Source organism: Flavobacterium sp. DSR2-3-3, from assembly GCF_049896585.1.
Lineage (GTDB): Bacteria > Bacteroidota > Bacteroidia > Flavobacteriales > Flavobacteriaceae > Flavobacterium.
In genome coordinates this window covers 45,870-66,426 of sequence record NZ_JAFCUP010000014.1, presented here as the reverse complement: position 1 = coordinate 66,426, position 20,557 = coordinate 45,870, and the positions used below count along the sequence as shown (strand labels likewise).

18 protein-coding genes are annotated in these 20,557 nt (G+C 32.1%); 6 read left to right on the top strand and 12 right to left on the bottom strand.

Translation table 11 applies throughout. The annotated features are described in order from the left end of the window. Positions 1 to 29 precede the first annotated feature (29 nt). The 6 genes from ACP7AQ_RS14890 to ACP7AQ_RS14865 form a co-directional block, all read right to left on the bottom strand. Positions 30 to 464 (bottom strand): type IV pilin protein, encoded by a 435-nt coding sequence (locus ACP7AQ_RS14890; protein ID WP_426065114.1) that lies wholly within the window; start codon positions 462 to 464, stop codon positions 30 to 32. 73 nt (positions 465 to 537) lie between these two features. Beyond that, positions 538 to 1,659 (bottom strand): type II secretion system F family protein, encoded by a 1,122-nt coding sequence (locus tag ACP7AQ_RS14885; protein ID WP_426096015.1) that lies wholly within the window; start codon positions 1,657 to 1,659, stop codon positions 538 to 540. Beyond that, the gene (locus ACP7AQ_RS14880) at positions 1,659 to 2,159 is read right to left on the bottom strand and encodes a PulJ/GspJ family protein (RefSeq protein WP_426065112.1); all 501 of its coding nucleotides are present in this window, start codon (positions 2,157 to 2,159) and stop codon (positions 1,659 to 1,661) included. Before ACP7AQ_RS14880 ends, ACP7AQ_RS14885 begins: the two co-directional genes overlap by 1 nt. Further along, complete coding sequence (locus ACP7AQ_RS14875) at positions 2,137 to 2,484, bottom strand: hypothetical protein (RefSeq protein ID WP_426065111.1); 348 nt, start codon at positions 2,482 to 2,484, stop codon at positions 2,137 to 2,139. The genes ACP7AQ_RS14880 and ACP7AQ_RS14875 overlap by 23 nt, the downstream gene beginning before the upstream one ends. Then, entirely contained in the window at positions 2,459 to 3,670 is a 1,212-nt protein-coding gene (locus ACP7AQ_RS14870; RefSeq protein ID WP_426065110.1) for a hypothetical protein, read from the bottom strand. The genes ACP7AQ_RS14875 and ACP7AQ_RS14870 overlap by 26 nt, the downstream gene beginning before the upstream one ends. After that, positions 3,654 to 4,454: a toxin-antitoxin system YwqK family antitoxin gene (locus tag ACP7AQ_RS14865; protein WP_426065109.1), complete on the bottom strand. Its 801-nt coding sequence runs from the start codon at positions 4,452 to 4,454 to the stop codon at positions 3,654 to 3,656. Before ACP7AQ_RS14865 ends, ACP7AQ_RS14870 begins: the two co-directional genes overlap by 17 nt. Before the next feature lie 500 nt (positions 4,455 to 4,954). Here ACP7AQ_RS14865 and ACP7AQ_RS14860 point away from each other — a divergent pair, with 500 nt between their 5' ends. The 3 genes from ACP7AQ_RS14860 to ACP7AQ_RS14850 are packed head-to-tail and all read left to right on the top strand — an operon-like array spanning position 4,955 to position 6,171. Then, positions 4,955 to 5,428, top strand: coding sequence for a hypothetical protein (locus tag ACP7AQ_RS14860; RefSeq protein WP_426096014.1), 474 nt, complete (start codon positions 4,955 to 4,957; stop codon positions 5,426 to 5,428). Beyond that, positions 5,391 to 5,762: a hypothetical protein gene (locus ACP7AQ_RS14855; RefSeq protein ID WP_426096013.1), complete on the top strand. Its 372-nt coding sequence runs from the start codon at positions 5,391 to 5,393 to the stop codon at positions 5,760 to 5,762. The genes ACP7AQ_RS14860 and ACP7AQ_RS14855 overlap by 38 nt, the downstream gene beginning before the upstream one ends. Then, positions 5,740 to 6,171: a hypothetical protein gene (locus tag ACP7AQ_RS14850; protein ID WP_426096012.1), complete on the top strand. Its 432-nt coding sequence runs from the start codon at positions 5,740 to 5,742 to the stop codon at positions 6,169 to 6,171. The genes ACP7AQ_RS14855 and ACP7AQ_RS14850 overlap by 23 nt, the downstream gene beginning before the upstream one ends. 328 nt (positions 6,172 to 6,499) lie before the next feature. Here ACP7AQ_RS14850 and ACP7AQ_RS14845 read toward each other — a convergent pair whose 3' ends face one another. After that, entirely contained in the window at positions 6,500 to 6,775 is a 276-nt protein-coding gene (locus tag ACP7AQ_RS14845; protein ID WP_426096020.1) for an N-acetylmuramoyl-L-alanine amidase, read from the bottom strand. Between the two features lie 122 nt (positions 6,776 to 6,897). Further along, positions 6,898 to 8,064, bottom strand: coding sequence for an N-acetylmuramoyl-L-alanine amidase family protein (locus tag ACP7AQ_RS14840; RefSeq protein ID WP_426096011.1), 1,167 nt, complete (start codon positions 8,062 to 8,064; stop codon positions 6,898 to 6,900). A gap of 83 nt (positions 8,065 to 8,147) precedes the next feature. Between ACP7AQ_RS14840 and ACP7AQ_RS14835 the strand changes: the two genes are divergently transcribed. Further along, the gene (locus ACP7AQ_RS14835) at positions 8,148 to 10,898 is read left to right on the top strand and encodes a putative LPS assembly protein LptD (protein ID WP_426096010.1); all 2,751 of its coding nucleotides are present in this window, start codon (positions 8,148 to 8,150) and stop codon (positions 10,896 to 10,898) included. A 61-nt stretch (positions 10,899 to 10,959) separates the two neighbouring features. Next, positions 10,960 to 11,340, top strand: coding sequence for a RidA family protein (locus ACP7AQ_RS14830; RefSeq protein ID WP_426096009.1), 381 nt, complete (start codon positions 10,960 to 10,962; stop codon positions 11,338 to 11,340). A 123-nt stretch (positions 11,341 to 11,463) separates the two neighbouring features. Here the strand turns inward: ACP7AQ_RS14830 and ACP7AQ_RS14825 are convergent, their stop codons facing one another. From ACP7AQ_RS14825 to ACP7AQ_RS14810, 4 genes are all read right to left on the bottom strand, one after another. After that, positions 11,464 to 12,315, bottom strand: coding sequence for an N-acetylglucosamine kinase (locus ACP7AQ_RS14825; protein WP_426065103.1), 852 nt, complete (start codon positions 12,313 to 12,315; stop codon positions 11,464 to 11,466). A gap of 132 nt (positions 12,316 to 12,447) precedes the next feature. Then, a complete protein-coding gene (gene gap / locus ACP7AQ_RS14820; RefSeq protein ID WP_426096008.1) occupies positions 12,448 to 13,452 on the bottom strand; it encodes a type I glyceraldehyde-3-phosphate dehydrogenase in 1,005 nt (334 codons plus the stop codon). Between the two features lie 75 nt (positions 13,453 to 13,527). Further along, complete coding sequence (gene pfkA, locus ACP7AQ_RS14815; protein ID WP_426092004.1) at positions 13,528 to 14,514, bottom strand: 6-phosphofructokinase; 987 nt, start codon at positions 14,512 to 14,514, stop codon at positions 13,528 to 13,530. Positions 14,515 to 14,898: 384 nt separating this feature from the next. Then, positions 14,899 to 19,305: a translocation/assembly module TamB domain-containing protein gene (locus tag ACP7AQ_RS14810; RefSeq protein WP_426065124.1), complete on the bottom strand. Its 4,407-nt coding sequence runs from the start codon at positions 19,303 to 19,305 to the stop codon at positions 14,899 to 14,901. A gap of 226 nt (positions 19,306 to 19,531) precedes the next feature. Between ACP7AQ_RS14810 and tsaD the strand changes: the two genes are divergently transcribed. After that, entirely contained in the window at positions 19,532 to 20,554 is a 1,023-nt protein-coding gene (gene tsaD / locus ACP7AQ_RS14805; RefSeq protein ID WP_426096007.1) for a tRNA (adenosine(37)-N6)-threonylcarbamoyltransferase complex transferase subunit TsaD, read from the top strand. The last annotated feature ends 3 nt before the right edge of the window (positions 20,555 to 20,557 follow it).

Here is a 20,557-nt window from a genome sequence, read left to right as displayed (position 1 = left end):
GTAATAACCCTATATATGCAACTCTCAATTTATTCCTTTGTTACTTCATTCAGCATTTTTTTATTGTCAATTTCCCAGGTATTGAAACTTCCATCACTATCTAAATCAGATGCTGCAGTTGCTCTTGCTGAAAAGGAATCATTTGAAGCATCAATAATTTCGATTTTATATACTGCTTGACCACCCTCATCAACTGTCAATTCCTGTTCAAAGCCAAGTTCCTCTAAGTTACTTGAATATTTAGAATGTCTGTAGAAATAACTTTTTTCTAAACCATATATTTGATTAAGCATGGCTTGTGCTTCAATAGCTTTTGCCTGACCAATAACTGATGTTTGGTTAGGCAACACCATTAATAATAGTATTCCAATAATGCACAATACAATTAAAATTTCCGTCAAAGAGTATGCTTTAACCGAAGCTTTTTTAATGTTTTGTAACTGTTTTTTAATCTTCTCTAACATCGTTGTCTGATTTTATTTATTAAAAATAGTTAATTTTAATAATTCAAAAATACACATTGTAACCAAATAATTGTTAATTTTTTATTATTTTACTTAAATCAAACATTGGAGCATACATAGAAATCATAATTACCCCCACAATTATCCCAATAACAATAATAATCATGGGTTCTAAAATAACACCAATCATTTTTGTTTGATGACTAATTTCCTCATTGTATTGTTCTGTTAATCGCTCAAACATTGTTTCCAACTGATTGACTTGTTCTGCAACTTCAATCATAGAAACCATTTTGTTTTCAAACACATTATGTTTTTTTAAACTTTCATTTAAAGATGCACCGCGAGTTATATCCTCTTTTATTTCTTCAATTACAACTTCAATAGGATAAAAGCTTATCATTTTTGCCGTTAATGACAATGAACTTATCAATGTAGTTTTAGAAGTAATCAATAAATTCATTGCCTGACAAAAACGAGAAATATAAATTTTTCGGATTAAATTCCCGAAATAGGGAATTTTCAGTATTAATGTTCCTGTACAGGCTCTATAACTTTGTTTCTCTTTTAATAAAGCGTGTGCTATTATTAACCCTACTATTACCCCTATCACAACCGTAAAAATTATTCCTGAATGATTCGATATTTTTATAATAATTTGGGTGCTTTTTGGCAATTCACTTCCAAATTGCTTAAATACCGAGCTAAACATCGGCACTACTTTATTTAGCATAAAATAGAGTACTAGAAAGGTCACTAACATGACAATAGCCGGATATGTCAATACCGAAACGATCTGTCTTTTCATCTGAATCTTTCGGTTGAAATATTTCTGCAATTCGCCTAATACCTCTTCCAGTTTTCTTGTCTCTTCTCCAATTTGAATACTGTAATATTCATAGGCAGAAAATTGGTTGGTTTCCCGCATCGATTCATAAATACTTTTTCCATCAACTACTTTATCTTTGATTTGAATAATCATTTCTTTCTCAAAGTTAGTATTCGATTGATTGCTCAATATTTCCAGTGCTTTTTTAAAATCGACACCAGACTTTAAAAGCATTCCTAGTTCTCTATAGAATACTTCTTTCTTCTTATCCGAGAGTTTTTTAAAAAACTGGAAAAGACCCGTTTCTATCTTGAAATGAGTTTTCTCTGACTTGTCCGCTTTGTATGTACTTAGATCTAAACTCATTATTCTTTTATTGCTTGTAACAATTCATTAGCGTACACCCTTTTGTAGAATTTTAAATCCATTTCTCTTTCATTTACCTTTACGTTCAATTTTAATTTTTGAAAAACAATTCTTTGGGATTTATTTTTAACTGAGTCAATAACTATTTGTTTCAATTTGATTTTAAATGTATCAATAAATATTTCTGTACTCCGCAAGATATATTCTTCCTGAAAATTGTATTTTACGGTTTCACCAGCATATCCATTAAAAATCACTTCGTTTTCGCTAACCATCATTTTTTCATTTTCAAAAATATCTTTATTAACACTATAGGTCAATCGGTTGATATCATTAACCAATTCATTTTGATTTTTATAATCTAACATCCGTTCCGTTACAATTGAAAAAATCACAAAAACAATCCCCATGATAATAGCTGTAATTGCCATACTGACAATAGCTTCGATCAGTGAAAATGCGGGAATCGAATTTGTGTTATTCATTATTGGTTTGAACATAAAAAGTTTTTTCAAACTGAAATTGTGTGCTGTCTTTGTATTGTATTGTTATCTTTTTCAAGCCATTATTAATGTTTTCTTCTTCCACAATAAGATTTTCATCATCACCTTCATACAATAAGGAATCGGTTTTTAGCTGTGCTAAAAAAAACAATTCATTCGCCTTGTTTTGTGTATCATAAAACTTTGTGGCTGTTCTAGGTGTAAAAACAGCTGCAAAAATCATGACGGCAAAATACAAACACACCGAGATTATAGTCAAGGCTATCATAGATTCTAAGATAGAATTTGCTTTTACGCTACAGTACCTTTTTAAGAATACCATATTCAGTTTTTTTTGTATTAAACAATGGAATTGCAATAAAATAACCAGGTCGCTTGGTGGCATTAATTTCTATATCGACTATGATGTTGTCATAATTGGAAGACTGGGTTTTATGAAAAAATCGATTGGTATATACTGAGCCATACACCTTACTTTTTAAAAACAATTTTCCGGAACAATAAATATCTCCAAAAACTAATCCTTGTTCTTCAATCTCTATGCTATTTTTATCTATCATTTCCAATGGATTTCCAAACAACACTATCGCACCTGTTATTTTACTTTCCTTTTTTATTTTAATTTTACTCTCTTCGGCGCTTTCATTATAAACACATACCACTGATGGATAATTTAATGTTACTTTTTGCTCCAGTTCAATTCCTTTTGTGGCAAAAGCCTGAACTGTGCCTTTAAAACCCTCTTCGAATGTAATTTTTGGTGCGATAAGAATAACGTCTTCTAAAACGGTATTTTTTCTAACCCGAATAGAATCTTTAGAGCGCAAAATGAAGTTGCCTTTAAAAATCACATTGCTAACAATTGAATTTACCTGAATTTCTTTAGTTTCATTAAAAAAGGAATTATAATACAATGAGTCTTTGGGTCTGTCTACTTCTGACAACCCTATTTTCTCCGAATGAATTCCTTCATAAATCTTCTTGAAGTTTGGATTAATTTCCGGCAGACGAATTTCAGAAACGCTATTCTTTCCTTCAAGAATAAGTTGATTGGGTTTGTTGTTGATATAAGCTGTTTCAATAAAAGTTGACGGCAGTTGGTTGTCACCAAATAACTTAACTATTCCTGAATACGAAAGAGATTTACTTAAGTTTGCCAAATGAATCGCGGTTTTGTCAGTGGCAAAATAACCTACAAAATGAGCCGAAGCGACGGTGTCATTTTTAACCCAAGAATTTGCCAGTAGTAGCGTAAGCAAACCATACTGTTTTGTGCTATAAGCCCCTTTTATTCCTGAATTTTCATCTGCCGGTATTTCCACTGCCACCGTTTTATTTCCCAAGGCAAAGTTCACTGCAGACTGGTTATGAATATACAATTCTTCTCGAAGATTATAATGCAAATTGAGCTGACCATACAGGTTGGCTAAATACAAAATCGCTCCACAAATTATGGAGACAATCAAGCATATGTAAATGGCATACAATAAACTATGAGCTTTTACCATGGTTTTTTTGTTTTGGCTGTTTTTTGCCAAATAATTTTTTGAAGAAAATTTTTATTTTAGAATCCCCTTTAGCAGCTCTTTTTGCCTTTTCTGTTTCTTTAACTGCTTTCTTGCTTTCTTTCCATGTTTTTTCATTTTCTTTAGCGGTTGCTTTGTAAGTAGCCAAAATGGAAGCGTTTTTTAATTCTTCCGATTCTTGCAGTGTTTTTTTAGCTCTATCTGCTTTATTGCTTTCCTGTTTTAATTTGAATTTCTCTACTCTAGATAATTTCGTTTTTTTTATAAAAACGGCACCCCTTTTATAAGTAAGAGTGTCTTTCTTTTCATAATCAATCCATTTTCCGTTCATTATACCACCATTATAGTTCCCTCTCGCAGTTATTATTCCATTTTCACTATAACGAAAGTATTTTCCTGATTTTAAACCATTTTTCCAGTACTGCGTTGTTTGTATCACCCCGTTAGGATACCAAGTTTTCCAGAATCCCACTTTTAGTCCATTTTTGAATTGACCTTGTTCGGCTAATTGGTTACTGTGATACATCTTTACAAATTTATCATGCAATAACTCCCCTACTATTCCAGCTTGTGAATTGTGAATCAATCCTCCTTTAAACCAAAAATAGATTTTGTTTTTTTTAGGATTTACTTTCTTATCTGTAGTGTAAAACTCATATCTGAAATTAGGGTCTGAAATTCTTTTAATAGTGTATGGATCTGAAAAAGATACCAATAAAACTGCTAAAAGAAGATATAAAAAACGATACAATACTTTTGTTTTCAAAGGAGTAGAATTTATTTTAAAAGATGAGCAAGATATACTTTTAAAATTATTTTTCAAATAAAAATGTAAGTTTTTTAATAATAATTTATATTTGTTAGATTTTAATCTCAATATTTATTAAATTTAAAAATAAATTAATAAAAATATTAATCGTCAAATAGTATGATTATATTAATTTTCTATTTTTGAAATGCTGAAAATTATCAATTTATGCATTTTTATGTATATTTAAATAATACGTAAGGTCTTGTATATACTGGCTTATGGAGTGATTAGACTACTATTCTTTTGGTATGCTCGTTCCTAATAGATCCGGGAACCTAGGAGTTCATCGATACGGCTTCCAAGGACAGGAGAAAGATGATATGTTGAAAGGGGAAGGAAACTCGTTTTATGACATTTTTAGGATGCACGACCCACGAGTGGGAAGGTTTTTTGCGGTAGACCCATTATTTAAAAAATATGTTTAAAACTCTACTTTTGCTTTTAGTGAAAATAGAGTGACAAATTCTGTTGAAATTGAAGGGCTTGAAGCGAAAGATTTAATTTCAGGGAGTACTATTAATATTGGAAGTCAAGTTAAACTAAAATTATTAAAAAGTACATATTATGATAAATGGGCTGATATGTTAACTTTTGAAAAAAGTACAATATTGGAGGCTGAAATTCAGGATGCTGCTAAAAAACGTACTATTTCTGCCCGACGTATGAATGATCCTTCAGGAGATATTTTAAATACATATTACTGTCCTGTTAAAATATCTAAATTACCCAAAAATGTTTCTGAATCTGATTTATATACCCATACAAGACAAAATTTCGTTAATTTTATGGACCCAGAAGTTGCAGCATTACAATTCCCAACTAATGATAAAGAGGCAAAAAAAATTCGGTTAAGTGGAAACCCAACAAGCTTTGGTGTCTTTTTACAACATTATGGATACTGCACCTGTACTTGCTATTCAATTATCTAATAACCATTGGCTATTTACTCCAGTAGCCACGTTCTGGGATTTACAACATCTGGTTGGTGGGCATAAAGAGTTTGGATTAACCAATAATAATAATAATGATGGAACTTTAACTTTCTACAACAGAGGTGTCGATAAAATGTTCGAACCTATGGACGTGATTTACAATTCTACTCAAAAGGGTGGTAGGTTTTTTTATCAAGCTGATAAAGTCTGGAATTACGTGATGGATGAAATTGCTGAATATATTAACAATAATGGAAATGATGTTAAGAAAACACATAATTTCACCAGAACAATTGATAGGGATAAAGATGTTAAAACTGAAAACAAATAAGAAAATTGAAATTGCAACAAGAAAGAAAATTATAAGTAAGACAATATTGGTTTTTTTAATAGCAACATTAGCCTATTCAATATTTTTTTTGTTTGGACTTGCATATCATGAACCATTAGGGTCAAGTAATTATTTTAGTGCTTACTTGTTTGGATATATACTTCATATACCTTTCTGGATATTTGTTTTTAAAATCGGGGAAATTTTTAATAATTCCGTTTTAAAATTAAAAATTTCTCAATCAATTATTGTACTATCTATTTCTATTATTGTTTTCATATTGTTAGCTCCAATTTTATTTGATAAATTTGCAAGATATGAGGAGGATTTTATCCTATTGTTTTACATCATAGATTTTTTAATGTGTTTTTCTGTGCTTTATGAATTTGAAAAAAAGATTCTCCGCTAGAGTAATGCTTAGATATTTGTAAAAAAAATGCTCTATTTAAGCAGCTGTGGGGTTGCTAAATAAAGGAGTAATAAAAAGAACCTAATATTGGATGAGATCCGGGTATTAGTTTTTTTGTATTTATGAAATTAACCCGACTTTTATTGGTACAAAAACTTCATTAAAGGTTATAATTATTTACTCTAACGGTTCTTTATGGTTTGTATATTCTCACTTTAACACAATATTTAATAAGAATTCCAGATAACGAAAAATGGCACTTATTATTCCCCCCGCTAGTGCAAGCTACTCGCTTTTGCGTACAAACATGTCTCTTACTGAAAAAAGTTTACATATTTATACTTAATACTAAAATAGATTTACAATGTACAGAAACAAATAAATAGGAATCGATAAAATTTGCCTTTTTGGGTCTGTCTTTTAATTCTGTAACAACACCTGATTTTACGGTGTAAACCACTTTAAAATCATTGTCTTTAGTTCCATATTTGTCTAATTTCAATGTGGTTTTTAATGTAATTTCTTTTTTGAAAAAATAATGAGACGAGTTACTGGGCTCTTTACATCTATTACCTGCATCTAAAAATAACCGTAAATTTTTAATTAGATTTAGATAAAGTACTATAGCAGAACAGTAGAGATGCAGTTGTGATTTTGGTTTTAAATTCTACAGAAGTATTTGAAATATTAGTTTTTTTAATTTTATATCCGATGGGTGTCCTACTACTATTTAATAACGTCTTGAATATTGACTTTCGACCCATTTTTAAATGCTATCAAAAATGCAGAATTATATCCTTTTTCTTTTGCCTCTTTTAATTGGTTTTTTGCTTCATCATAATCAGCTGTTTCTCCATACATGTATTTGTAAACTCTATTTTCATAAGCTACAGAGATATTTTTAAGTCCATTAAAATTTTTAGGAAGTAATTCTAATCTTTTACTACTGGCTGAAAGTTGCACTTTGAAAACAGGTTTAGAATTCTCAGCCATTTTTTTAGTCTGAGCTGATTCTGCTGATTGAGAACTCATTTTTGGTTTCGCAGGAGTAACAGTATCACGTAATGGTTTTTCATTAATTTTTTGGGAAGGTCTTTCCTCAAAAATCTCCACTTCGCCACTGCCATAATATTCTTTTTTATAACTAATAACAGCATCGGCAATCGCTTTGGCAATTTCGTCTTGGCCTTCTTCTGTATTTAATTTATTCCCTTCTAATGTATTAGATATAAAACCCATTTCTATCAGCACTCTAGGCATATATGCTTTGTGAAGTACCATAAATGGCGCTTGTTTCACTCCGCCTCCTCTTATTTTTTTACCTAAATCTTCAAAAGCATCTTCTACTTTACTGGCCAGCGAAATACTGTTATCCAGATATTCTTCCTGCATCAGCGTCATTCCAATCATCGTTTCAGGAGAGTTAGGATCAAATCCTTCATATTTTTGTTTGTAATCTTTCTCCAAGGTAATTACGGAGTTCTCTTTTTTGGCCGCTTCTAAGTTTGAAGCCACTTTGCTCAAACCCATAACATAGGTTTCGGTTCCATCTGCAGCTGTGTTTCTGTTGGCATTGCAATGAATAGAAACAAAAATATTTGCGTTAAATCTGTTGGCGATATTTGCTCTTTCAATTAAGTCTATAAATACATCTGTTTTTCGAGTGTAATTGACTTCCATTTGTGGTGTTGCCGCAAGTATTTTTCCAACTTTCAAAACTACAGCTAAAGCAATATTCTTTTCTATACGACCTTCATAAACAGCACCATAATCATGTGCGCCGTGGCCCGCATCTAAAGTTACCTTAAAGTTGTTAGACTGACTGTATCCAACCAATGAAATGAGTGTCAAAATAAAAGTTACAATTATTTTAATTTTACTTGTACTACGCATAAAGCTATAAGTTAATTTAATTAAAAGACTACCGCTATAAAATTATTTATTTGACTATTTTTGACAAATAATAATATGTAAGTTTGACATGTCAAAAAACAGGCCATAATTTTACAAAAATAGCATTTAAACCTTTGCATACAAACTTATTTAATATCGTTTTATTATCAATTTTCCTTTCTCTGGGTTCTGGTAAATTATATTCTCAAGATATAATAAAAAAAAAGGCTGCTGTATCCGCTAAGAGTCAAACAGATAGCGCTAAACCAAACTTAAACAGAGTCAAAACTCCCGTTTTAACGGTTGAAAAAGAAACTGATACCATAAAAATGGACAGTATTAAACCTAAAAAAGCATTTCTGGACGGGAAAGTAAGATACAAAGCAGATGATTATGCTAAAATTGACCAGAATAAAAAAATTATTACTCTTTACGATCAAGCGGAATTATACTATCAGGACGTTGAACTCAAGGCTGGGATAATTGTCATGGATTATGAAAAAAATGAAGTCTATGCCGGACGCATCAAGGATTCATCAGGCACATATACTCAATATCCAAATTTCAAGCAAGGCGCAAATGTAATTGAACCTGACTCTATTCGTTTTAATTTTAAAACGAAAAAGGCTTTGATTTGGAATTCAAGATCCGATCAAGGAGAATTTAAAATTAAAGCGGCTATCACCAAAAAAGAAAATGATTCCGTTTATTTCTTAAAAGGAGCTCGTTTTACTACTTCAAAAGACGTAGATAATCCTGAATATTATTTTCAGACTAACAAAGTAAAATTTATTCCTGGTAAAAAAGTAGTGACCGGATTAACTAATATGGTTATCGCTAACGTGCCAACTCCGATAGCCCTGCCTTTTGCTTTTTTTCCAATGAGTAAAGAAACCAGCATCTCCGGTTTAATATTACCCAGCTATAACGATTCCAACAACAGAGGATTTTCACTTCAAAATTTAGGTTACTATTTTGCGTTGAGCGATAATTATGATTTAACCGTTTTGGGCGATTATTACACCAATGGAAGTTATGGATTGCGTTTTGAATCCAGTTATGCTAAACGATATTCGTACAGAGGAAATCTTAACGTTCGATTTGAAAATTTAATTACCAGCGAAAGAGGCTATCCGGATTATTTAAAACAAAATATTTATAACATCCAATGGTCTCATTCCAAGGACTCTAAATCAAATCCAAATTCCAGTTTTTCTGCATCTGTCAATCTTGGAAGCAGTAAATATTTCCGGCAATCCATCAATCAGGTGAATATTGGTTCAAATCTTAATAACACATTAAGCTCATCGGTTTCGTATTCTAAAACATTCACATCCGTGCCGCAAGTAAGAATGTCGCTGACGGCAACTCACTCACAAAATACACAAACTGAGGAAATCAACATGACTTTGCCAACTTTACAATTGAGCGTTGACCGGATTTACCCATTTGTTGGGAAAGACGGGGTTAAAAAAGGATTTTTCAAGAACATCAACCTACAATATAATTTAAACGGAAGAAACAGCATTGTCACCTCTGATTCTTTATTTTTCAAACCGCAAATGTTCAGAGATGCAAAAGTTGGTTTCCAACATAGCATTCCATTAAGTACCAATTTTAAAATATTTAAATATTTCAGTGCGTCATCATCTATGAATTATGAGGAAATTTGGTACACGAAAACAATCGAAAGAAGTTATGATGTTGACCAAAGCAAAGTAGTTGATAAAACCGTTAACGGATTTGACGCTTTCAGAACCTACTCCTTTTCCTCTAGCGTAGGAACAACGATTTATGGAACTTTTAATTTTGGTGATGATAAAAAAATAAAATCAATAAGACACGTCATGAGGCCTTCTGTATCCTATGGATATACGCCTAGTTTCGAGAAATATTATGATACGTACTCAGCTGATGCCAGCGGATCGATGATTAAACAATATTCCCGATTTGAAAATGGAATTTTTGGTGCTCCGGGTTTAAATAATTCCAATACGTTAGGCTTTGATTTGAGTAATACTTTTGAAGCCAAAGTAACCGATAAGGACAGTACTAAAGTAGAGCCTAAAAAAATCATGTTGCTTAATAATTTAAACCTTTCCACTTCCTATAATCTGGATGCGGACGGTATCACTACTCTTGGGTTTTCTCCTATCAGACTTAGCGGTGGGACAACATTATTGAATAATAAAATGAATGTCAATTTTGGAGCTACCTTAGATCCGTACGCGATTGACAATTCCGGAAACCGAATTAATGTTTTTAATATTAATAATGGCGGAAGTCTTTTTAGAATGACCAGTTCTAATATGACGTTAAATTATTCTATTTCGAGCCAAGGAAAAGATGACAATAAAAAAGATAAAAATGTTCAAAGTCAACGAAATGGTGGTCGTGAAGATGATTTATTTGGCACAAATACTGACTTAGGCGACAGCAGAAGAAGCCAGTTTGAAGATGAAGAAGAGACTGAAGGCGAAGATAAAATTTCCGAGTTTTTCAACTCAAAATTACCGTGGGATATGACTTTTGCTTATTCATTAACGTACGGGAACAACAATAGAGAAAATAAAATAATAGGCAATTCCATTATGATATCAGCTAATGCAGACATAACTCCAAAATGGAAAGCGGGAGTTTCTACCGGTTACGATTTTGTTCAAAAAGGTGTAACTTTCACACAGCTTCGTTTTGAAAGAGATTTGTTAAGCTGGAGAATGGATTTTAACTGGTCTCCTTTTGGTACCAATGCCAACTGGGGTTTCTTCATTGGAATAAAATCTGGTGTACTGAGCGACATCAAATGGGACAAAAGAAGCACCATTAACCGATAATTCTAATTCCACTATTAAATAATAATTTACTACCTTTTTAGTTCGAAAAAAAACTCCATTTATGAAAAAAATAATTTTTACAGAAAATGCTCCGGCACCAATAGGACCATACAATCAAGCGGTTCTTTGTGGAAATACGCTTTATACTTCGGGACAGATTGCTATTAATCCAGCAACGGGAGAATTAGTTACAGCTACCATCGAAACCGAAACAGAACAAGTGATGCAAAACATGAAAGCGGTACTTGAAGCAGCTGAAATGACATTTGATAATGTGGTAAAAACAACAATCTTTATAATGGACATGAATGATTTTGCCAAAATAAACACTGTTTACGGTTCTTATTTTAATGAAGCAATTGCTCCAGCGCGAGAAACTGTTCAAGTGGCTTGCTTGCCTAAAAACGTAAATGTCGAAATTTCTATGATTGCAATTCTTTAGCAAACAATATTCGTCACTACAATTTAAAAGTATAAGCTACTTTTTTCCATAAAAAAAATCACTACTAATTACTTGCTCAAAGTAAACTGGTAGTGATTTTTAATTTAAAGTAACTTTGAAAAACTATTTATTGGCAATATGATAAGCAATTAAACCGTCAATAGGTCTTCTTAAAACATTCCCTAATTGTAATTCGTATTTATCAAATGTTTCTTGTAGTTCTTCTTTTAAATAAAAAGCAATGGAACCTACAAAATGTACAGGAACTTCTTTACAATTTTCGTATTGTTTGATATAATTTTTTACAAAAGATTTCATTCCTTTAAAAATAATTTTTCTGCAAAACTCTGTTTCTTTATGTTGAATCAAAAACTTGGCAAAAGTTGCCAAATAAGCATTTGGATTTGGTTCTTTATACAATTTACTTTTAATAGCATCCGGATCTAAATCGTATTGTTTTTCAAATTGAACTGCCAGTTCTTTTGGCATTTTATTAAAATAATACTTTCTGATTAATTCTTTTCCAAAAACATTTCCACTACAATCATCCATGGCAATATAACCTAAAGATTGTACTTTTTGGTGCAACTCTTTACCATCAAAATAGCTACAGTTTGATCCTGTCCCTAAAATAGATACGATTGCTTTCTCCCCTTTTGGAGTTGTTGCATAAACTGCTGCATACGTATCTTCTTTTACGTCAATAATAGCGTTGGGAAAATAGGTTTGAAAAACTTGTGAAAGTGTAATTTTCATTTTATCAGTACCACAACCGGCACCATAAAAGAACAAATGGGTTGCATTTTTTTTATTTTGTAAAATATCAAAACGATCATTTAGACGTTCAATAATTTCATCTGCTTCAAGAACTTCGGGATTCAACCCTAAAGTTTGCGTCGTGAATAATACTTTGCCATTGTCATCTATTGATATCCAATCAGCTTTTGTAGAACCACTATCAACTATTAATCTCATTTTCTTTTGGTTTTTTGGTTTCGGAGTTAACTAAATTTAAATGGAGTTTAACAGAAAACATCTATTTGAAAAAAGTAACAAAAAATAAAATCCCGTTAAAACAAAGATAACGGGATTTGTAAATATATAGAATTATTTTAAACCTGCAATGTGTACAGATAAATCAATCAATTTGCTAGAATAACCATATTCATTATCATACCAAGAGATGATTTTGAAAAAAGTAGAGTTCAAACCAATTCCGGCATGAACATCAACAATAGAAGTTCTTGAATCAGAAATAAAGTCTTGAGATACAACTAAATCTTCAGTATATCCTAAAATTCCTTTCATTGTAGTTTCAGAAGCATTTTTCAAAACTGCCATGATTTCTTCGTAAGAAGTTTCTTTTGCTACTTTTACAGTTAAATCTACTACAGAAACGTCAGCTGTAGGAACACGCATTGACATACCCGTTAATTTTCCGTTCAATGACGGTATCACTTTTCCTACTGCTTTTGCGGCACCAGTTGACGATGGAATAATATTTAAGTTTGCTGCACGTCCACCTCTCCAATCCTTTTTAGAAGGACCATCTGTAGTCATTTGCGTTGAAGTTGTTGCGTGAACCGTAGTCATTAAAGCTTCAACAATTTCAAAATTATCGTGAATAACTTTTGCCAAAGGAGCTAAACAGTTTGTTGTACAAGAAGCATTAGAAACTACAATATCCGATGCTTTTGCTGTTACATGGTTTACTCCCATTACAAACATTGGCGCATCAGCAGAAGGAGCAGAAATAATTACTTTTTTAGCACCACCTTTGATGTGTTCATTTGCAGTTTCGATTGTTGTAAAGAAACCAGTACATTCTGCGACTACATCAACATCAACTTCATTCCATTTTAAATCTGCTGGATTTCTTTCAGCTGTAATACGGATATTTCTTCCGTTTACAAAAAGTTGTCCTTCTTTTACTTCTACGGTTCCGTTGAAACGTCCGTGAACTGAATCATATTTTAATAAGTATGCCAAGTGATCTACATCTAATAAATCATTGATCGCTACTACTTCTACGTTATCTCTGTTGATAGATTCTCTGAAAACAATTCTTCCAATTCTACCAAATCCGTTTATTCCTAATTTTACTTTTGACATTTTACTTTAATTTTTTTGTTTATTTTATATTAACTCAATATAAAGTCTAATTTCCTCACAATAAACTTTAACCATTTATGTAGACATAATGTCTGAAACTCTTAATAATTCTCTGTCAATTTCCGTTTTTCCTTTGATTGCTTGTTCCAAAGGCGTTAACGCTACTTTATCATTTTGCAATCCAACCATATAATTTGATTTTCCTTCTATCAACGACTCAACGGCTTTCACACCTAATCTACTGGCTAAAACTCGATCAAAACACGAAGGTGAACCGCCACGTTGCATATGCCCTAAAACCGAAACTCGCACGTCATATTCAGGCAAATTGGCTTCTACATAATCTTTTAATTCGAATACATTTTTACCTATTTTATCGCCTTCCGCTATGACTACTATGCTGGATGATTTCCCAGAAGCCTTACTTTTTTGTAAAGATTCTAATAATCGGTCTAAACCTAAATTTTCTTCGGGAATTAGGATTTCCTCTGCTCCTGCTCCAATGCCTGCATTCAATGCAATATGACCGGCATCTCTACCCATCACCTCTACAAAGAACAATCGGTTGTGCGAACTGGCAGTATCTCGTATTTTATCAATTACATCCACTACAGTGTTTAATGCGGTATCATACCCTAAAGTATGACTTGTTCCAAAAATATCATTGTCTATGGTTCCCGGGATTCCCATTACTGGAAAATTAAATTCAGTATTGAATAACAAACCACCTGTAAAAGTTCCGTCGCCTCCTATTACCACTAGAGCATCAATTCCTGCTTTAGTAAGGTTCTCGTATGCTTTTTTTCTTCCTTCTGGAGTTTTAAACTCTAAAGATCGAGCCGATTTTAAAATCGTCCCTCCCTTATTTACAATGTTGTTTACACTTCGAGGTCCCATTTCTTTAAAGTCACCTTCAATCATTCCTTGATACCCTCTGTAAATTCCTATACATTCTATGTTATGATAAGCACAAGTACGAACAACTGATCGAATTGCTGCGTTCATTCCCGGTGAGTCTCCTCCCGAAGTCAGAACACCAACTTTTTTTATTGTTTTTGGCATTATTTAAGTATTAAAGTGTAAAATTAGCAAACATTAACCACTTTCAAGACTGTGTTTTTAATAAATTAGTATAACTATATGAATTCAAACGTTTTCGTTGATAAGTTTTTGGAAAACAAAAATAAATTGAGTTTTATTTAACAAAATTAAAAAATAAGCAACTTTTATTTAACAATTAACAATTTGGTTGTTTTTTAATTGTTAAAAAAGTGCATTCACTGTATTATTTCTAGATACTAAATCAGGTAAGGAACAAAAGGAAACAACACAATAAAAAAAGCTTTGGAATAAAATTTATTCCAAAGCTTTTTTCTAAATAAACGTTTTTCTAAAAGCCTTCAGGTAAATAAAATTATAGAGACTAAATTACAATAAGTATTGTAACTAGTTTTCTTCAGGAGGTAATCCTTCCTGATTTTTTTTGATTTTTTCAGTCTTTGTTTTTTTTGATTTAGAAAAATTAATATACGCCGGAGATAAATTCGAATCTTGATCTTCAGAAACACGAGCGGGAACATCATCAAATTTAAGATTTTTGAAAATCTTATTGACAAACTCTTTAAAAGTTTCAAAATCAACTTCGTAGGAAACCCCTAAACCTTGCGTATATCCAATTCCTTGACCAACGTAATTAATGTCATTTTCTTTGTTAAAAAGGCGCAAATTAAGTGTTCCGTCCTCGTTCACTCGATATAAAACTTCAACATCGCCCACAATAGCCGATTCATTTATTCCTCCAAAAGGAACTCCCAACTTACCATTAATAGTCACTCTTTCATTAATTTTTGACGAAATTGTGGCAATAAATCGTCCATCAGTTTCCTTTCCTATTCTTCTATCAGCACCAATAAAATTAAGTCCTACTTTAAATTTTTCATCATCTGATTGAATAATTCCACCTAAAATACTCGAAGCAGTTTCAAATAAACTTCCTGAAAAATCAGACTGACTAACGCCTTCCGGACTTAAAAATCCACCGGAAGAGAGCAAATATAATGCCTGCGTTTGACGAACATCTTTATCATTTAATTTATATTGAATTTCCGATTTTAGTACATTACTGACGGTTGGGAATTCAATATTAAAATCAGGTTCCGGACTAGTTAAATCGCCTCGAAGTCCTATCACAACTTCAACTGGGACTTTTGTATTAAAAGAAGAATTATCTAATAAAACGGCTGGATTTGCCGATGTTTTGTATATGGCTTCCAGGTTGAGCTGCGCTTTCATAGGGTTACCTTCCCATGTGATTGAACCTCCTTTTTTAACCTCAAATTTCTTATCAATAAGTCCGCCGTATTTGAAGTTATAAGTTCCTTCGTACGCCTGAAAATCCCCCCACATATTAAATCGTCCTAAAGTGTTGATTTTAAACAATAACGATCCAAACCCTTTACCTTTCATTCCGTGACCAGTATTTCGATCCAAAATTACCTCCACTTCGGCATCCGGCGTTATATCAAAATCAAATTCTAATTCCAATCCGTTATAATTCCTTGAATTTTCAACAATACCATTCTTTACGTTATATTTTTCCTGCGCTGTGACAAAATGAATAAAAATATTATCACTCACACTCTCGGCATTATTAATTGGTATTTTAATAGCAGTTCCTTTTTCAGATTTAGCCTCTACTTTTATGAACAAGGAATTAGTTGGACCTTTGATTGTTGCTCTACCATCAATAAATGCAGTGCCATAATAGGCTGCATCTTCACGATCTTTAGTATCTAACGCTAGTAATCTTTTTGAACTAATTGCTAAATCTAATTTCCAATCCGTAAAATTATTGTGTTCAATACTACCGTTTAAGTTTCCTATTGTTCTGTACTTTGTATCCGTCAACGTATTGTTTCTGAATAGAAATTTCTCATCTGTTAAATCAATAATAGTGTTGTCACTTAATTCATAATCAACATTTAGATACGGAATGGTAATTCCTGCATTGTCTAAATAAAGTCGCCCGTTAATATTTGGTTTTTTAAGATTACCCTCAATGGTGGAATTGCCTGAAATAGACCCTCTAATATTAGACAATACTTCTCCACCAAGCGAGTTTAATGTGGCGATATTAAATTTGTCAAATTTAAGTTTCAAATCAAGAATAGTTTCTTTGTTAACAATTTCAAAACTTCCGTCAGCATTAAATGATTCGAGATTTTCATTTTCTAAATCCGAGTTTATAGTAAACTTTCTCAGGCTTTCATCTCCTTCAATATCAAAATTCAAAGTCCCCAAATCGGTTTTATTCACGTTAAGCTTATCAATTATTATTGAAGCTGTAGGTTGATAAACGTCCTTATTTTGTTTGAAATTGACTTCTCCATTTATATTTCCATGTACGACAAACTTGTTATTGGCAGGCGTAATTTGATTTAAATCGACATCCTTAAAACTCAGCTTTATATCCTTAATGGTTGTGTCCTTAAAAATTCCATCTAACGAAATCGACTGATCTTCATGCGATAAAATGATATTATCAATATCAAAATTCTTAAATGATTTATCAAAAACAATCTGGTTGTTCGGTGTTTCGTTTTCATTTAAAAACCAAAGATAATCCTTGAATTTCACCTCCGATTTACTAATTCCTACCACGTTGTTATTATCCTTATTTATAGTATGGTATAAATTCAGATTAAAATAATCCTGTGCGGTTGGACCTCCTTTAAATTCTGATCGAAAGAATAAAGTATCTTTCATTGTAACATTAATCAAACTAAAGTCACGTATTTTATAGTATTTTGTTTTAATGCTATCCAATTCTATAAAAGCATTATAAAGTGGGTTTTTATTGTCAACCGAAACTCTGATATTGTCAAATGTATTGCTGGAAGCCACGATTTGCGGAGAATTAAAGTTGAGTTTAAACTCCTGATTATCGGAGTTAATATTTCCTTTGACTATAGTATTGGCACCGATTGAAATTTCCGGATAAAATATTTCAATAATTTTATTGTAAATAGAAAAATTAAATTTCAAAAACTGTCCTTTTTTAACCTTACTCGGTTTGAAATTGGTGTAAAGACTTCCCAGAGAATTCTTTACCAAATTCTCCAATTGATTAAATTCATATTTGCCCACAATTTCACCCTGAACAATATCTGGGGAATTTACAGTTATCGTTCGAATTCTGTTATTATCAAAAGTTGAATTTATGGCAAAATCATCAAATTTATAAGTGTCTTTCGCATTTTGATAAGACGTTTTATTGATATAAACATTTCCTTGAAAATTCTCAATATTATTTCCTGAAGCCTGAACCACAACATCACCTTTAAATACGGAAACGGAATCTTTTATCAGTTTCAATTTATTCAAATCGGCATTTTCAACATTAATATGAAAATCGTAACGACTGTCTTTCTTGCTTAAATCCAATAAACCGTCAAAAATCATACTCAAATTGGGATCATTTACAGAAATTTGACCTTTGTAATAAGGACTTTTAAGCGTACCGTCGACAACAATATTGGTGTAATTATAACTCTTATACTCTATTTGACTTATGTCTCCTTTAATAGCTGTGTCTAAATATTTTTGTTTAAAACCTTTTCCGTCCACATCAATATTCAAACTTACCCTGCCCAATTCTTTTTGATCTAATAAAGTCGCAATGTCAAAATTTTCTAGAATTACATTTCCTAAATAAGAAGCCTTATCAATTTCATTAATGTTTTGTATCTCTAAATTTGAAGTGACTCTTCCAAGAGCAGTAATCATAGAAAAATCAGCTTCTACGGCAGTGGTTGAAACAGTCGCAGTTCCCGATGCTGAAAATCTTCCTAATTTTTTTAATGAAGTAGGTAATTTAGTTCCCAAAATATTCGGCAGAATAACTACCAAATCTTCGTAACTGGACGTTAACTTATCAAACTTAGCGTACATCGAGAATTTCTGACCTTTCTTAGCAAACAAATTCTTAAAATTAATATCACCTTTAATTTGTGTTTTGCGTTCATCAACTAACTCCAAGTTTTTAAATTTCAAGTCATTTAATGTACCTTTAATACTTGCCTTAGTATAAAAATGTTGGTTTTTACCAATTTCTTTATAAAAATAACGTATATCATTTGATGCTACAGAAGCCGAATTCAATTGGATATCAAACAGCACTTTATCGGTAAAATTAGAAAAATCTTCTATTTTATAATTCAACAAAACAGTTCCAACCAGCGTTGATTCCTTGGTCAATAAATCAAGATTTTCAAGCTTTATATTTTTCTTTGAATAGGTGAATTTTGATTTCAAATTTTTAACATATAATCCGCGAAAGTCAAGAAAAGACATTTTATTTATATTGGTAGTCACGTCCGGACCATATATCAAAAAATCAGTTACTGAGGCATTCAGTTTCGTGAAATCTAAGTCTTTTGGATTTTCACGATTTTGGTCCGTTACAATAAAACGTCCATTGTAAATTTTCAAATTATTTGCTTTCAACAAGAATTTTCTACTGGAAGTTTTGCCGGTTTCAAAAGCTTTTATGAATTTATCAAGGTTAGATTCTTTTTCGTTTTTATACGTTTTTAAATCTAAAAGCAATCCATGCAAATCTAAACCATCAAAAATCAAATCGCCATCAAGTAATTTTGTACTTTCTAAAATTGTGGTAGCAATTCTCTCCGAATAAATTAAAGTGTCTTGGTGATGATCACGAATCAAGACTTTCTTAAATTTCACGCCTCCAAAAACGGAAACGGCAACTCCGTCAATAGCAATATTAGTTCCAAAATCTTTATTGATGCTGTTCATGAAGTAGTGTGCAATCTTCGTCTGAACAACTGGCATGGTAAGCGCAATAGCAAGTACCAACAAAAGCAGGATTAGTCCCAGTAGCAAGCGCAGCGCTATTTTTATAACTTTTTTGATACCTATTTAATGTTTAATGTTCTAAAATTTGATTTTGCCACTGGAAACGGGGTGCTTTTGATAAAAATTCTTTAATTTTGGCTTTTGACAAAAAAAATTTTCTATAATTGACCCGTCAAATGTAATTCAAAATTTGTGCCTTTTTATGCAAAATCCTGAGGTTTTTATTCTTGCTATCGAAAGTTCCTGTGACGATACTGCTGCTGCCGTTCTACAAAACGACAAAGTGCTGTCAAATGTTGTAGCAAACCAGCTCATTCATAGTCAATATGGCGGAGTGGTTCCGGAACTCGCCTCTCGTGCGCACCAACAAAATATAGTTCCCGTAGTCGATGCAGCGTTGCGTAAGGCAAATATACAAAAAGAACAACTCTCCGCAATTGCATTCACACAAGGTCCAGGACTTATGGGTTCGCTTTTGGTGGGAAGTTCTTTTGCTAAATCAATGGCTGTTGCGCTACAAATTCCACTAATCGCCGTAAATCACATGCAAGCCCATGTTTTAGCTCATTTTATCGATGAAGATGGTTTTGAAAAGCCTTGTTTTCCCTTTTTGGCGCTGACCATAAGTGGCGGACATACTCAAATTATTAAAGTGGACAACTTTTTTGACATGACGGTGATTGGCGAAACTACTGATGATGCGGTTGGAGAAGCATTTGATAAAAGCGCAAAAATTTTAGGTCTTCCTTATCCCGGAGGCCCTTTGATTGATAAATATGCGCAACTGGGAAATCCAAACGCATTTGCATTTACAAAACCTAAAGTTCCCGGTTTGGATTTTAGTTTTTCGGGCCTAAAAACAGCTATTTTATATTTTATTCAAAAGAAAAAATTAGAAAATCCAAGTTTCGTTGAAGAAAACCTAAATGATATTTGCGCCTCAATTCAACATACAATTATTGAAATTTTAATGGACAAGTTAAAATTAGCTGTAAAAGAAACGGGAATAAAACAAATTGCCATTGGCGGTGGCGTTTCCGCCAATTCTGGAATTAGAAGTACATTAAAAGAAACGGAGAGCAAATACGGTTGGAAAACCTTTATCCCAAAATTTGAATATACAACTGATAATGCTGCAATGATTGGGATTGTGGGTTATCAAAAATTTTTAACACAAACATTTGAAACTTCCGCTGTAGTTTCTAAAGCAAGAATACAACTATAAATT

What these genes read in the sequence shown, in the direction of transcription:
- ACP7AQ_RS14855 (WP_426096013.1), top strand. Translation starts at nt 5,391, where the DNA reads ATGGATACTGCACCTGTACTTGCTATTCAATTATCTAATAACCATTGG.
- pfkA (WP_426092004.1), bottom strand. Translation starts at nt 14,514, where the DNA reads ATGCCAAAAACAATAAAAAAAGTTGGTGTTCTGACTTCGGGAGGAGAC.
- ACP7AQ_RS14870 (WP_426065110.1), bottom strand. Translation starts at nt 3,670, where the DNA reads ATGGTAAAAGCTCATAGTTTATTGTATGCCATTTACATATGCTTGATT.
- gap (WP_426096008.1), bottom strand. Translation starts at nt 13,452, where the DNA reads ATGTCAAAAGTAAAATTAGGAATAAACGGATTTGGTAGAATTGGAAGA.
- tsaD (WP_426096007.1), top strand. Translation starts at nt 19,532, where the DNA reads ATGCAAAATCCTGAGGTTTTTATTCTTGCTATCGAAAGTTCCTGTGAC.
- ACP7AQ_RS14850 (WP_426096012.1), top strand. Translation starts at nt 5,740, where the DNA reads ATGTTAAAACTGAAAACAAATAAGAAAATTGAAATTGCAACAAGAAAG.
- ACP7AQ_RS14885 (WP_426096015.1), bottom strand. Translation starts at nt 1,659, where the DNA reads ATGAGTTTAGATCTAAGTACATACAAAGCGGACAAGTCAGAGAAAACT.
- ACP7AQ_RS14830 (WP_426096009.1), top strand. Translation starts at nt 10,960, where the DNA reads ATGAAAAAAATAATTTTTACAGAAAATGCTCCGGCACCAATAGGACCA.
- ACP7AQ_RS14890 (WP_426065114.1), bottom strand. Translation starts at nt 464, where the DNA reads ATGTTAGAGAAGATTAAAAAACAGTTACAAAACATTAAAAAAGCTTCG.
- ACP7AQ_RS14880 (WP_426065112.1), bottom strand. Translation starts at nt 2,159, where the DNA reads ATGTTCAAACCAATAATGAATAACACAAATTCGATTCCCGCATTTTCA.
- ACP7AQ_RS14825 (WP_426065103.1), bottom strand. Translation starts at nt 12,315, where the DNA reads ATGAGATTAATAGTTGATAGTGGTTCTACAAAAGCTGATTGGATATCA.
- ACP7AQ_RS14840 (WP_426096011.1), bottom strand. Translation starts at nt 8,064, where the DNA reads ATGCGTAGTACAAGTAAAATTAAAATAATTGTAACTTTTATTTTGACA.
- ACP7AQ_RS14810 (WP_426065124.1), bottom strand. Translation starts at nt 19,305, where the DNA reads ATGCCAGTTGTTCAGACGAAGATTGCACACTACTTCATGAACAGCATC.
- ACP7AQ_RS14875 (WP_426065111.1), bottom strand. Translation starts at nt 2,484, where the DNA reads ATGGTATTCTTAAAAAGGTACTGTAGCGTAAAAGCAAATTCTATCTTA.